The sequence below is a fragment of the Bacillus sp. cl95 genome (assembly GCF_900115925.1).
Taxonomy (GTDB): domain Bacteria; phylum Bacillota; class Bacilli; order Bacillales; family Cytobacillaceae; genus Neobacillus_A.
The window spans coordinates 205,839-219,596 of sequence record NZ_FOYF01000003.1 but is presented as its reverse complement, the minus strand read 5'-3'; the positions used below and the strand labels follow the sequence as shown (position 1 = coordinate 219,596).

The 13,758-nt window shown below is 39.2% G+C and carries 12 protein-coding genes and 1 pseudogene; 1 reads left to right on the top strand and 12 read right to left on the bottom strand.

Annotated elements, in window-relative coordinates:
• Positions 1-29: 29 nt before the first annotated feature.
• Both BMZ31_RS10145 and BMZ31_RS10140 read right to left on the bottom strand, forming a co-directional pair.
• On the bottom strand, positions 30-350 hold the full coding sequence (locus BMZ31_RS10145) for a DUF2834 domain-containing protein (RefSeq protein WP_090831631.1): 321 nt from the start codon (positions 348-350) through the stop codon (positions 30-32).
• Positions 351-419: 69 nt separating this feature from the next.
• Positions 420-920 (bottom strand): L,D-transpeptidase family protein, encoded by a 501-nt coding sequence (locus tag BMZ31_RS10140; RefSeq protein WP_175478091.1) that lies wholly within the window; start codon positions 918-920, stop codon positions 420-422.
• Between the two features lie 154 nt (positions 921-1,074).
• On the opposite strand from BMZ31_RS10140, the gene BMZ31_RS10135 reads away from it, so the two are divergent.
• Positions 1,075-2,319 (top strand): MFS transporter, encoded by a 1,245-nt coding sequence (locus BMZ31_RS10135; protein WP_175478071.1) that lies wholly within the window; start codon positions 1,075-1,077, stop codon positions 2,317-2,319.
• Positions 2,320-2,338: 19 nt separating this feature from the next.
• On the opposite strand, the gene BMZ31_RS10130 is transcribed toward BMZ31_RS10135, so the two are convergent.
• From BMZ31_RS10130 to BMZ31_RS10090, 10 genes and pseudogenes are all read right to left on the bottom strand, one after another.
• On the bottom strand, positions 2,339-3,250 hold the full coding sequence (locus BMZ31_RS10130; protein ID WP_175478070.1) for a nuclease-related domain-containing protein: 912 nt from the start codon (positions 3,248-3,250) through the stop codon (positions 2,339-2,341).
• Between the two features lie 363 nt (positions 3,251-3,613).
• Positions 3,614-6,232 carry a bifunctional acetaldehyde-CoA/alcohol dehydrogenase gene (gene adhE / locus BMZ31_RS10125; protein ID WP_090831627.1) on the bottom strand — a complete coding sequence of 873 codons (2,619 nt, stop codon included), beginning with the start codon at positions 6,230-6,232 and terminating at the stop codon, positions 3,614-3,616.
• A gap of 62 nt (positions 6,233-6,294) precedes the next feature.
• Positions 6,295-6,522, bottom strand: a complete 228-nt coding sequence (locus BMZ31_RS10120; protein WP_090831626.1) for a hypothetical protein — start codon at positions 6,520-6,522, stop codon at positions 6,295-6,297.
• Between the two features lie 278 nt (positions 6,523-6,800).
• Positions 6,801-6,923: pseudogene (locus BMZ31_RS20040) on the bottom strand (aldehyde dehydrogenase family protein); the annotation flags it as partial.
• A 366-nt stretch (positions 6,924-7,289) separates the two neighbouring features.
• A complete protein-coding gene (locus tag BMZ31_RS10115; protein ID WP_090831625.1) occupies positions 7,290-8,072 on the bottom strand; it encodes a serine hydrolase in 783 nt (260 codons plus the stop codon).
• Positions 8,072-9,082, bottom strand: a complete 1,011-nt coding sequence (locus tag BMZ31_RS10110) for an ABC transporter ATP-binding protein (protein ID WP_090831624.1) — start codon at positions 9,080-9,082, stop codon at positions 8,072-8,074. Before BMZ31_RS10110 ends, BMZ31_RS10115 begins: the two co-directional genes overlap by 1 nt.
• A 2-nt stretch (positions 9,083-9,084) precedes the next feature.
• The gene (locus BMZ31_RS10105; protein ID WP_090831623.1) at positions 9,085-10,011 is read right to left on the bottom strand and encodes a C40 family peptidase; all 927 of its coding nucleotides are present in this window, start codon (positions 10,009-10,011) and stop codon (positions 9,085-9,087) included.
• Positions 10,001-11,104 (bottom strand): dipeptide epimerase, encoded by a 1,104-nt coding sequence (locus BMZ31_RS10100; RefSeq protein WP_090831622.1) that lies wholly within the window; start codon positions 11,102-11,104, stop codon positions 10,001-10,003. Before BMZ31_RS10100 ends, BMZ31_RS10105 begins: the two co-directional genes overlap by 11 nt.
• 10 nt (positions 11,105-11,114) lie before the next feature.
• Positions 11,115-12,038, bottom strand: a complete 924-nt coding sequence (locus BMZ31_RS10095; RefSeq protein WP_090831621.1) for a S66 peptidase family protein — start codon at positions 12,036-12,038, stop codon at positions 11,115-11,117.
• An 87-nt stretch (positions 12,039-12,125) separates the two neighbouring features.
• Complete coding sequence (locus BMZ31_RS10090; RefSeq protein ID WP_090831620.1) at positions 12,126-13,754, bottom strand: peptide ABC transporter substrate-binding protein; 1,629 nt, start codon at positions 13,752-13,754, stop codon at positions 12,126-12,128.
• Between the last annotated feature and the right edge of the window lie 4 nt (positions 13,755-13,758).

The window sequence follows — 13,758 nt, the reverse complement described above, 5'->3', positions numbered from 1 at the left end:
CTGCCTTTTTATAAAAACACTGCCACCTTTTAGTTCATTTTTCTATCTTCATACGCATGTCTAAAATACAAAAACAGTGGCAATGCACATGACAGACCAATTGTAAGATTAAGAATCAAACAAATCCACCATTCCTTTATTTTATACTTTTTCACTTCGTTGTACATGAAAAGCCAAAAAACAATACATGAAATAAAGAAATCGGTCGCGAAGAAAGAAGAAATGGTGTTGGCAAACAAGTAATCACCTAGTAATTTTAAATTTAAACCGTTTACCATAATGAAGTTGATAAAAAAATAATAAGGCAAGATTGCTCCAATTACTGTAAGTAGTATATATACTCTTTTCATATTTGCCTCCTGGTTCTATTGGATATTTTATCCTATCACAATATATTTCTTTTTGAGAATATAAGAATGTTAGGCTCTTATTGTTACTGAAGTTCCGTTTGGTACAAGGCTTGCAAGTTCTAGTACATCCTTGTTATATAGACGAATACATCCCTTTGATACAGCTTTTCCTATCGAGGAAGGATTGTTTGTTCCGTGAATACCGTAACCTGCCCTTGAGAGCGAAAGCCACATTGCACCAAAAGGTCCACCAGGATTCGGTTCACGATTTACAATGACATATTCTCCAAGTGGTGTGACAGTCAGCATCTTCCCTATCGCAATCGGATAGCTTTTCATGACTTGATTATTCTTTGTTAGTGTAAGTCGTCGTGCTCCAAGGGAAACGATTATTTTATAGGGAATGCTAGAAGGTTCCCTCAACCCGGGTATGACGATTTGCTGACCGATTAAAATATAATTTGGGTTAGTTATTTGAGGATTAGCTGCAAGAAGCTTCCCAAAAGGTATACGATAGTTTGTGCTAATGAGCGCAAGCGTTTCACCGGGTTTCACATAATGCATCAAGATAATCACACCTTTTTTCTTCTAGATTATGCCGTTCAATTGATATGGCGACTTTATCATGGATATCATTATTTTATTTTTCAAAAAACTATTGTCTTCTTAATATCGATTCGATTATTATCTAATTAGACGCAAATCAAATTAGATGGGTGATTGTATGTTTCAAGTACTAAAATTAGAAAAATCTTATCGAAGACTTCTAACAGCGGGTTTAATTAATGGAGTTGGTGATCGATTCAGTCAAGTTGCCTTGTTGGCCTTAATCCTTCAAATGACTGGTTCTGGTTTGTCGGTTGGAATTACGATGGCATTAAGATTATTACCTTTCCTGTTTTTTGGACCATTCAGCAGTGTAGTGGCAGAAAAAATCTCAAGGAAGAAATTAATGATCATCACTGACTTTGCAAGGGCACTAGTCGCACTTTCCTTCCTTTTTATTGATTCTGAAGCAGATTTATGGATTGCCTACGTCGGTTCATTTTTGTTAGCGAGTGGCGAAGCTCTCTATTCACCTGCCAGAAAATCAAGTATTCCAGCCATCGTGGAAAGAATTCATTTGAAACAAGTTAACTCTTGGGAACAAGTAATGTTAGGCTTTGTCTTAATTATAGGGGCTTTCACCGGAGGAGTAGTTTCGTATATCTTTGGCGCACAAGCTGCCTTCCTTGTTAATGTCGCATCGTTTATTTTGGCAGGATGGATTATTTCGGGAATAGATTCACTTGAAAGTAAGGGAAATGTTCATGATTCTGGTAAGGAACAATCGGTTGCTTCTTTAAAACCATTAAAAACAAAGTTCTTCCCTACCGTACTAATATCTTCTTTCTTACTCATGCTCATTTCTTTTGAAATGGTTGTAGCATCTATCAACGGAATAGAAAATGTTTTACTTAGCGTCTATGCTGTCGAAACCTTCAAAGCCGGTGACCTTGGTGTGGGTATCTTGTACAGTGTTTTAGGAACAGGGTTTGTTATTAGCCCTTTAATCACAAAATATATCAATCGCCACTTCCTTGCAATTGCCTTTGTTTGCATTGCCTTGGAAGGAGTCTTCTTGAGCATCATCAGCCAGACCGGTTCATTTGCGATAGTAGTTGTGCTATTCGGGACACTGACGATCTTCGGAGGTGTTGGAAACACCCTACTTGACACGGTTGCAATGGAAACCATTCCTTCAAAACTTCACGGAGCTTATTTCAGCTTCTCAGCAACCATTGCCAATACATGTATCGGTTTATCCATGTTCATGACCGGGGTCTTGCTCGAATTCTTCACCCCAAGACAAATGGGCTTAGCAGGTGGATTACTTTACATCGGTTGTGGAGCGGTATTCTTTTTTTGGGCAATGAGGATGAATGTCGGGAAAGAACGAGAGAATTTGGCGGAGCGCGCGGTTGGGTGATACGGTGTGGTGTGATGAATCAATATGTCACACCTTTTTTTGTTTCAAAACAATACGTATAAGTACGACCTTTATTTACTCCGGTACTTTTAAGTGATAATTTTTGAAGTAGGTTAGTCGCAATAATTGCGGATGGTAATTGCATAAAGTTACGAAATTGAGAGTTATTGATACTATTTCCCATCAAAAGAAAGTAATCAATGACCGCTTGTACATGACCATCTCTGTTTTGGTTAGCACATTGGTAGCAAACCCAGAACCCTTTTATATATTTCATTGGAATTTTCTTGCACTTGGAACATTGTACTCCAGTAATGATTTCATCAGGCTTTATTCCGTAAGAATCTAAGATTTTGTTTTCTCTTGGAGTATGAGCCTTCAATAGTCTTTTTGTGATTTTTTTAATTTCTTTTTTATCCATTACTTCAGTGAATTGCGTATCCATTTCATAAATGAGATCAAGTAATGATCCAATTGGACAAACCTTTTTATCTAACGATTTGGTTTCTTTTGTAGTTCGGAAAATTGAATTAGAATTTGCATTAACGACAACAAATTCACCTGGATAATTAAGCTGAGGGATATATTTTCTTAACTGAAGTGTTTGTTGGGCAGCCTGTGACACTGCATTACGAAAAGCATCTTCGTCACCCCTATAATTGCGAAGAAATTGTTTGAAGTATGGATCAAAAGTGAGGATTCCAGAAATGTTCTTAACTTCAACGTTAAGGAAGTAACTCTTTGTGAGGATGAGGGCATCTATTTGAAAGAAGTGTTCTTTAAAAGGTAACCTTAAATCTAGCAAAATATCATATTTTTCTTCATCAAGTAAGCTAAATGGATAATCAAGTTTAAGTTCCCCTTCGAAACCTGCCTTTCTTTTTAAAAAATCACGTTCAATTTTGGCTTTTTTAGGATGAGATTGTGGCAATCTTCGAAATAATGCTTCCGTTGCCCTCAAATGGATAGGAAAATCACGATGTTTTACTATCAAAATATTACACCCCCTAAATAAATTTCTAGAATTCCAGGTAATGATAATCTTTATCAATATGATTTTGCAATATATCAATATGAAACCACGGTTTATCTATATGATTTTTCATTATATCGATATGAAATGAGCATATATCGATATGTCGACAACAATCGACACCTCTTCCTCAGAACCTCCTACTTCCTCACCAATTATTCTACCACCCTACACCCAATTTGCCCCTAAAGTTCACCAATTCTACACAAATCTAAAGAGTAGGCCCCCCGTAAAGGGGCCTACTCCATCTACTAATTACAACTAAACTCCTTTAAACGCAGCGCGGTACACATTAGCAAGTTCTGTTACGAGTGGTAGCTTCGGATTGGCAGTTGTACATTGATCTTCAAACGCACGTTCAGCCAAGAAATCAACGCGGCTTTCGAAGGTCGCTTTGTCGACGCCGTTCGCTTCGATGCTCATCGGGATATCCAACTCTTTTGCAAGTTTCACTACCGCTTTGATGAGGCTTTCTACTCCTTCTTCAACTGTATTAGCAGGGAGTCCAAGTGCGATAGCAATTTCTGCATAACGGCGATCCGCGATAAAGTGTTCGTATTTAGGGAATGCTGCAAATTTCTTCGGCTTAGTCGCATTGTAGCGAATCACATGTGGCATCAAAATCGTATTAGCGCGACCATGTGCAATATGGAATTCTGCTCCCAATTTATGTGCCAAGCTATGATTGATTCCAAGGAATGCATTAGCAAATGCCATACCAGCAATCGTAGATGCGTTATGCATTTTCTCGCGTGCAAGCTCGTCGCTTCCGTTTCGGTATGCTCGTGGCAAGTATTCAAATACGAGCTGGATCGCCTTGATGGCTAATCCATCCGTATAATCGTTGGCCATAATGCTCACATACGCTTCAATCGCATGTGTCAGAACATCCATTCCCGTATCAGCAGTTACGACTTTTGGTACAGTCATGACAAATTGCGGGTCAATGATTGCTACATCTGGCGTCAATTCATAGTCAGCCAAAGGATACTTGATGTTCGCTTCCTTGTCTGTAATTACTGCGAATGACGTAACTTCAGAACCAGTGCCTGATGTAGTCGGTATAGCCACGAACTTCGCTCTGTCTCCGAGTTTTGGATACTTAACGATACGTTTACGGATATCAAGAAACTTTTGTTTCAGTCCAAAGAATTCAGCATCTGGATGTTCATAAAACAACCACATACCTTTTGCCGCATCCATCGCAGATCCCCCACCCAATGCGATGATCACATCCGGTTGGAAGTTTGCCATCATTTCTGCACCCTTCATAACCGTTTCGATAGATGGATCTGGCTCAACATTGGAGAAGATTTCACAATGTACATAGTCTGGTCGTTTGCGTAAGTAATATAGAACTTTGTCGACGTACCCAAGTTTCACCATACCTGGATCGGTAACGATAAGAGCTTTTGAAATGTTCGGCATTTTTGTTAAGTATTGCGTAGAATTCTTTTCAAAATAAACTTTAGGTGGCACCTTAAACCATTGCATATTTACAGCTCTTTTCGCCATTTTCTTGATGTTCACAAGGTGGATGGCACCAACGTTTGTAGATACAGAGTTACCTCCGAAAGTACCACAGCCCAGTGTTAATGAAGGCATGAAAGCATTATATATATCCCCGATAGCTCCCTGAGAAGATGGTGCATTAACGATAATTCGTCCAGCTTTCATTCTTTTTCCGAAAGCATTCATCACTTCTTCATTGGTAGAATGTAAGACGGCAGAGTGTCCAAGTCCACCGAAGTCTAGCATTTGTTCAGCACGTGTTAAGCCTTCTTCTAAACTCTTAACTTTGTAACAAGCAAGAACTGGGCTTAATTTTTCACGTGAAAGTGGATATTGCGGTCCAACGCCCTTCAATTCGGCAACCAGTATTTTACTTTCTTCTGGTACAATAACTCCAGCCATTGCAGCTATCTTATATGCTGGCATCCCTACGATATCCGCGTTTACTGCACAGGAATGTTCATTGATTACAAGCTTTTCAACTTTTGCTCTCTCTTCTTCACTTAAGAAATAACAGCCTTGAGCAATCATCGTTGCTTTTACTTCATCGTAAACTTCTTTATCGATGATGACGGCTTGTTCTGAAGCACAAATCATACCGTTGTCAAAGGTTTTTGATAAAATAAGATCGTTCACTGAACGCTTAATATTTGCGGATTTTTCAATATAGCACGGTACGTTACCTGGTCCAACGCCGAGTGCTGGCTTACCGGAACTGTAAGCTGATTTCACCATTCCAGCACCGCCTGTAGCAAGAATGAGTGATATTTTCGGATGATTCATCAAGAGCTGAGTAGCTGCAAGCGATGGTTTTTCAATCCATTGGATACAGTTTTCAGGAGCACCGGCTCTTACAGCTGCATCGCGTAAAATTCTTGCTGCTTCACTGCTACATTTTTGAGCAGATGGATGAAAAGCAAAGATGATAGGATTACGAGTTTTAATGGAAATCAGTGATTTGAACATGGTTGTTGAAGTAGGATTCGTAACTGGTGTTACACCTGCAATAACTCCTACAGGTTCCGAGATATGCACGATTCCTTCCTGTTCATTTTCATCAATGATGCCTACTGTTTTATCATACTTAATGTTGTGGTAAACATATTCCGTAGCAAACATGTTCTTGATGATCTTGTCTTCATATACACCACGCTTTGTTTCTTCAATTGCAAGCTTCGCAAGCGGCATATGTTGGTCCAATCCTGCAAGAGCCATTTCTTTCACAATTTCATCGATCATTTCTTGCGTAAAACCTTGAAATTCTTTTAATGCCTTAAGTCCGTTTTCAACTAAAAGTTCAATCATAACCTCTTCAGTTTGTTTATCTTTTGATACCTTTTCAACAACAGCCATCTTTATTACCTCCATCTTCCTACTCATATATTGTGAAACATTTCACATAATATCATAAAAATTAATAGCTTTTTGCATTACTCACAAACAGGGTTTCGAGGGATTTTTTCAAAGGAAATGTCAGTAAACTTATTGGAACAACGCTTCACCTTGATCACAAAATTTACAGTCCAGATGTAAGTAGGAATTAGATCATCACCTGTAAACATCATTGATTCAAATTCGTCACCGACCGTTTCTTCAAATGTTTGTAAAGAGTAAGTTTCGGCATCTGTTGAGAAAGGCCTCCATTCACATACCATCATTTTGATCACTCCCTTGTGTCTTTCTGATTTAAGAATATCACACAAAATGAATAATAGTTTGTGAAATATTGAACAATCTTTGACGATTTTTAAATTCATTAAAACCCTTTAATCATTGTTGATTTATCACGACAAAAAGTACCAAAAGACAAAATTTTATGAAAGCGTTTTCAAATATAATATTATATTGAAATAATAAAAATATCTTTGCTATTGATTTGCTAGCACATTGATATTAAACGATAGCAATGTGCGACATCTTCCCTATTACACCCTGCTCAAGCCTTTTCCCCAAGATTCATTGCCATTGAATTATATTTCACTTTAAGGTGTTCTTCAATCCCATAATGCCCAGCTACACGACCTAATCCACTTTCTTTGTATCCGCCAAAAGGAGCTTGCACTACGTTTCTCATTTCATGCCACCTCCGTAGTTTTTGGTAGTCTTTTTTTGGAAATTCAAGCACTCTTATGTTGTTTTTCTATCAATATACATACTGATAAAAAAACCGGGCAATAAATATGCCCGGATTCTTAGATGATCATGTAGGTCATGGATGTCTGTAGAGGTTTTCAGAGGGTATTTTTCTATGAGATTGGTTTGGTTGTAGTTATATCAATACGATTTTGAGATATATCAATAAGAAATCAGCATATATCGATACGATTTTGCTTTTTATCGATATCATACTCTCATATATCCATATGTCGACATCAATCGAGACTCCCATTACCTCTCCTAGTATAAGAAACCACCTACTTAACAGCTACAATCCCTCTACCAAATACGTCGCTACTTTCTCGCCAATCAAATTGAGCGCCGTGCGGCCATCATCCGTCACAACTAATTCATCAATCAAGACGGCAACATAAGCAATTTTCCCGTCAAACTCAATCAAAGCACAATCATGTGATACTCCAGGCAGTTCGCCTGTTTTGTTTGCGACTTTTACCTTTTCTAAATCGATCCGTGCGGGAAGTTTATTCTGAAATTGTTGCAGGGACATAATTCTGAGAAACTCCGCTCGCCCCACTTCTGAAAGGAAACTCTCTTCATTCACCTTCTTGAGACAAGAAACCATATCGCCGGAAGTCGTAACGTTTTCACGTCCTTGTTGAGCAGCTCCAAAGTCCATCATTTTACGATTTAATGCAGTATCCACTAAACCAAGATCCTTGCAGCATCGATTAATCGAATCAAAACCAAGAAGTTCGATCACCTGGTTGGTTGCGGTATTGTCAGAGATGATAATCATAAGCGTCAGTAAATCAGAATATGTAAATTCAATAGAATCAGAAAGTGCTTGAATGACCCCGGCCCCTCCGACTTTACTGTCATTAGTGATGACAAACTTATCATTTAAAGAATAGATTCCCTGCTCAACTTGTCTCAAAGCTTCTATTAAGATTATCACTTTTATCAAACTCGCAGACTTATAAACCTCACGGCCGCCCAGTTCCCAACTTGTCCCACAGATATCAATGCTTAAGCTAGCTCTTCCTGGACAATTGTTGACAATCTCTAGCAACTCCACCTGCAACTGATTCATTATCTTACTCCACCAGTAAGCATCAATTCACGATTGCCATTTAACTCTTTATTATATAAATGGCAAGCAACATAGTGCTCTTTCTCTACTTCTTGCCACTCTGGCTTATGTGTCGCGCAGACATCCATGGCATATGGACAGCGCGTTCTGAATACGCAACCGCTCGGAGGATTGATTGGACTTGGTAATTCCCCTTTTAAAATAATACGTTCGCGCTTGTCTTCTACATCCGGATCAGGGATTGGTATTGCTGACAGGAGTGCTTCTGTGTACGGATGCAAAGGTTTTTTATAAAGTTGATGGCTTACTGTTAACTCAACAAGATGCCCTAAATACATAACGCCAATCCGGTCGCTGATTTGCTTTACCATTGAAAGGTCATGAGCGACGAATAGGTATGTTAAGCCTTTTTCCTTTTGTAAACGTTTCATCAAATTCACGACCTGTGCCTGCACGGATACATCTAATGCAGAAATAGGCTCATCCGCGATGATAAAATCTGGGTCGAGTGCTAGCGCGCGAGCAATTCCAATGCGCTGACGCTGTCCACCGCTGAATTCATGCGGATAACGATTAGCGTGATCACGATTTAAGCCTACGTCTTCCAAAAGTTGATATACGCGTTCAAGTCGCTCATTTTTATCTGGATATAATCCGTTCACTTCCATAGGTTCTGCAATGATTTCTCTTACCGTTGCACGCGGATTTAAAGACGCATATGGATCTTGGAAAATCATTTGCATCTTCTGATGAAATTTTGCTTTTTCTTTTTCTGAAAGCTCATGAACGTTTTTGCCATCAAAGATGACTTCACCGTCAGTGCGGTCATACAAACCGATGATGGTTCTGCCGGCTGTGGATTTTCCACAACCGGATTCACCAACAAGTCCAAACGTTTCACCCTTATATATGTTAAAAGAAATTCCGTCTACAGCTTGTAGTATTTCATTTTTCCCAAGAAAGAAATGCTTCTTTAAATTTTTGACTTCTAATAATGCCTTTTTTTCCATTTTCAGTCCCCCGTCTTTTGCCAGTAGCGTCTTGCTGCGCATAATTCCTTCTCATAATCCATGCCTATAATCGGCGTGATTTCGATGTCCTTACCTGTTTTTGGAGAATGCAGCAGTTTGCCATCACCATAATAGATTCCGACATGATGTACATTTCCTTTTCCTTCTTCATATGCGAAAAATAAAAGATCTCCAGGTTCTAATTCATCCAATTTAACTGCCACACCGGCCTTTGCCTGATCGTGGGCATCTCGCGGAATAATATAACCATTGGCTTTGCACATGGTGTAACTGAAACCAGAGCAATCAAAACCGTAGCTGCTCATTCCACCCCACAAATAAGCTAATCCAAGAAATTGCTCACCTGCAGCTACGATATCGTCTCCATTTCCTTTCGCTCGTAATTCAAGAGATTGAGAGATTCTTACATCATGTAGCTGTAAAATGCCTTTACCTTCAGGTGTTTTTACTAACACCCTTTCTTTCTCAATCTCCAATACTGGTAATACCGTTTCATAGCTTAATTCAAGTAAAGCTTCCATATTCTCTGAAAATAGAATCGCCTGTTTGCTCGTGATCGCTGCAACAGGTACAGTTGCAAGATCCCAGTCGGGCTGTTCAAAGAGTTGAACAGAAGGAATCCAACCTGGATAGCCGCGTTCGTCTTTAGATGAAGGTTGTTCAAGAACAATGACATGTGACCAGCCTTCATTTTCCTCTAGTAAAAGAACTTCTTGACCGTATAAAACTTGTGTCTGTACTCTGTTTCCATCGCACAAATCAAGTAAAGTATCATAGTTTAATCCTTTTAACCAAACGTCGACTTTGGAAGGATTAGAAATAGCAGCTTCGTCTATTTCACGAGCAGAATCTTGTTTAGTCCAAACAGTCGCTACTGGGACATTCACAATCATTTTTTTATTGGGCATGCGTAACTCCTCCTTCAAAGTGGACAGCTTGAATACCTAAGCCGGGTGATTTAGGGAAAGAAATGTCACATCCATTATATTGAATACCGCCATCAATGATGTCTTTCGCCAGCATCAGGGGTGCGTCGAAATCGAAACGTGTCACATTCTTTTTGCTCGCTGCGAAATGAGCAGCTGCAGTGATGCCCAGTTTTGTCTCAATCATGCTGCCTACCATACATTCAACGCCACATAATTCAGCCATTGTATTAATGGCTTGAGCGTTATAGATTCCACCTGCTTTCATCAACTTAATGTTAATCAAATCGGCACTTCTAGTCTTTAATACCTGAAAAGCCTGTTTAGGGGTAAAAACACTTTCATCTGCCATAATCAAAGTTTCAACTGCATCAGTAACGGCTTTTAAACCCTCAATATCATCTGCTTTTACTGGTTGTTCAATCAGTTCAATGTCCAGTCCACTATCTTCCATTTTACTGATTGCTCTAATCGCATCTTTCGGACTCCAGCCTTGATTAGCATCCAGCCTTAACTTGACGTCATATCCAACTCGCCTTCTAATCTCATGGATTCTAGCAATGTCGTCCTTCACTTCACCAATACCTACTTTTATTTTCAGCACGTTGAAGCCATTTTTCACATATTCAGTGGCGTCTTCTCCCATCTCCTCGGGATCATTCACACTTACGGTAAAATCGGTTTCAATTTCATTTCGATAGCCACCAAGGAATTGATAAAGTGGCAACTTTGTCTGCTGTGAAAGGCAATCATATAAGGCCATGTCAACTGCGGCCTTGGCGCTCGAATTACCGACAAGAATTGTTTTTAACCCTTGAAAAATAGCTTCATAGCTTAACAGTTCTTTTTTTATCAAAAAGGGCTTTATTACCTGATGAATCGATGACTCAATGGATCCCAGGCTGTCACCAGTAATAACATGAGTGGGTGGTGCTTCTCCCCAACCAACAATTCCATTATCGCAACTGATCTTCACAAAAATCGATTCAGCAGTATATACCGTTCTTAAAGCTGTCTTAAATGGTTTCGTAAGCGGTACAGCAACACGGAACGTTTCTAAATTGATAATATTCATAATGCCCTCCCTATCTGATGCCACTTTCAATCGTAATCGTTTTTGCATAAGTGTCCAAAGAAGCTTTGACACCGAAAGGAACGGAGAAGTGTGGGTTACAATGCCCCATCTTAAATCCGCTTAATGCAGGTTTATTAGCGACTTTCACATAATACTCTAAGACTTCATCAAGTGAGAGTGTCAGTTCTCGTTGAGGTTCACACGCATGAAAATCCCCAATAATCAGCCCTGCAGCATCTTCTAGTTTTCCTGCCATATGTAATTGGTTGAGCATGCGGTCGATGGAACGAGGTTCTTCATTAATGTCTTCGATCAACAAAAGCTTTCCTTTTGTATCAATCTCAAAAGGCGTCCCAATGGTTGTAGCCAGCAAACAAAGATTGCCACCGACTAACTCCCCCGTTACAACTCCATCTTGCATGCTGACTAGTGGCGCATGTTGTTCGCTATATACGATATTCATAGGTTCAAATAACTGGCTAAAATATTGCTTTGATAGTGGGTCTACGTCTGCTTTACCGATATCCGATGCTAGCATGGGTCCGTGAAAAGTGACTAAACCTGTAGTTTGCCTAATGGCTGTATGTAAAAAAGTGATATCGCTGTATCCCCAAAGGATTTTAGGATTTTCTTTAATGATTTCATAGTTAATAGAAGTAGCCAGACGTCCAGTACCATAACCACCACAAGCAGAAAAGATAGCTTTAACTTCCTTATCAAGAAACATTTCATGCAAGTCTGCTAATCTTTCTTCGTCTGATCCTGCCAAATATCCATATTGATTCTTTATGTATTTTCCTAGTTTAACTTTTAAGCCAAGTTCATTTTCTAAAAAAGCAATCCCACGCAGTAAATTTTCTTGATTAGGAGGACTTGCAGGGGCAATCACTCCAACTGTATCTCCCTTTTTTAACCGTTGCGGTTTTGTGAGCATAGGTAAACCTCCCCATTCTATAAGGCATCTATATATATCTAGAGAAAAAGGGATGTTCGAGCGAACACCCCTTTTCTTTTAATAACGTTACTTCTTATCTGCCCATTTCAATTCTAAGTAACCAACTGGGTGACGTACAATGCCGCTAACTGCGTCATTTAGTAAGTACACTTGGTTATAGAAGTGAATTGGGATAATTGGCGATTCTTCAAATAATAGTTTTTCAGCGTTGTACATGATATCGAAGCGTTTCTTTTCGTCTGATTCATTTTTCGCTGCCTTGATCATGTCATCATATTCCTTATTTCCCCATCCAGTACGGTTCATAGAATGTCCTGTTTGGAAGTTTTCAAGGAAGTTGATTGGATCTGCATAGTCAGCAAGGAATGAACTACGAGACATTTGAAGCTTAAGACCTTTTTGTTCTGCTAAGAAAGCAGATGATTCTAAATTAGCAAGCTTTACATCAACACCAAGGTTTTCCTTGAACATTTGTTGAAGTGCTTCAGCGATTTTCTTGTGCGTATCGTCAGTGCTATAAGTTAAAGTTACTTCCGGAAGTTTGTCATAACCTTCTTCTTCCATACCTTTTTTCAATAATTCTTTCGCCTTAGAAGCGTCAGTCTTAACTAAGTCGCCATTTGTTTTACGGAAATCCTTGCCATTTGCATCATTTAATCCATAAGATACGAAACCATAAGCTGGTTTTTCTTGATTCTTTGTGACGAAGTCAACCATTTGCTTTTGGTCTACTGCCATTGCAAATGCTTTTCGGATATTTGTGTTTTGGAAAGGTTCCATTGTTACGTTTAAGCGATAGAAGTATTCACCTGCTTGGTCTTCTACTTTAACAGCACCTTCGCCAAACAGCTTTTCACTTAAATCAGCAGGCACATCGGATTGATCGAGTTTACCAGTTTGGTACATTTGATACTCAGTATTTGTGTCGTCGATCATAGCCCAATCGATTTTATCAAGCTTAACGTTTTTAGCATCCCAATACTTATCGTTTTTCTCCATGACCATGCTGCTGTCATGTTCCCATTTCGTTAAGTTGAAAGGACCATTACCAACAAATGTTGCTGCTTCAGCAAACCAAGTTGGGTTTTCTTTTGCAACCTTTTCATTCACTGGGAAGAATGAAGGGTTAGTAATAACACTTAAGAAAAATGCTTGAGGACTTGTTAATGTTACTTCAAGTGTTTTTGCATCAACTGCTTTGATTTTCACATCATCAGCCGAACCAGTACCTGAGTTGTACGCTTCAGCTCCTTCAATGAAATAGGCAAGGAATGCAGCGCTAGAACCCACTGCAGGATCTAACATTCTCTTCCATCCAAAAACGAAATCATTTGCAGTTACATCGTCACCGTTAGACCATTTTGCGTCATTACGGATATGGAAAGTATATGTCTTTCCATCTTCAGATACATCCCATTTTTCAGCTGTAGCTGCTTCTGGCTCGTGGTTTTTCCCTAAACGAGTCAAACCTTCCATTAAGTTGTTCAATGCATTCCAAGAAACGGCATCGAAACCGATAGAAGGATCGAATGAAGTTGGCTCTTGGCCATTGTTCAGGTAAAGGACTTTTTCTTCTGTTTTACCTTCTTTTTTCTTGTCACCTGGTTCTTCTTTGCCAGCATCTTTGTTGGCTGTACATGCTGCCATTACAAAAACAAGCAATGCTGACATGAATACTGTTAAAAACTTTTTCATGTTT

Bases quoted from the DNA above. Each gene is read 5' to 3' on its own strand.
- BMZ31_RS10115 (WP_090831625.1), bottom strand. From the start codon at position 8,072: ATGAATCAGTTGCAGGTGGAGTTGCTAGAGATTGTCAACAATTGTCCA.
- BMZ31_RS10145 (WP_090831631.1), bottom strand. From the start codon at position 350: ATGAAAAGAGTATATATACTACTTACAGTAATTGGAGCAATCTTGCCT.
- BMZ31_RS10110 (WP_090831624.1), bottom strand. From the start codon at position 9,082: ATGGAAAAAAAGGCATTATTAGAAGTCAAAAATTTAAAGAAGCATTTC.
- adhE (WP_090831627.1), bottom strand. From the start codon at position 6,232: ATGGAGGTAATAAAGATGGCTGTTGTTGAAAAGGTATCAAAAGATAAA.
- BMZ31_RS10090 (WP_090831620.1), bottom strand. From the start codon at position 13,754: ATGAAAAAGTTTTTAACAGTATTCATGTCAGCATTGCTTGTTTTTGTA.
- BMZ31_RS10105 (WP_090831623.1), bottom strand. From the start codon at position 10,011: ATGCCCAATAAAAAAATGATTGTGAATGTCCCAGTAGCGACTGTTTGG.
- BMZ31_RS10095 (WP_090831621.1), bottom strand. From the start codon at position 12,038: ATGCTCACAAAACCGCAACGGTTAAAAAAGGGAGATACAGTTGGAGTG.
- BMZ31_RS10135 (WP_175478071.1), top strand. From the start codon at position 1,075: ATGTTTCAAGTACTAAAATTAGAAAAATCTTATCGAAGACTTCTAACA.
- BMZ31_RS10120 (WP_090831626.1), bottom strand. From the start codon at position 6,522: ATGATGGTATGTGAATGGAGGCCTTTCTCAACAGATGCCGAAACTTAC.
- BMZ31_RS10100 (WP_090831622.1), bottom strand. From the start codon at position 11,104: ATGAATATTATCAATTTAGAAACGTTCCGTGTTGCTGTACCGCTTACG.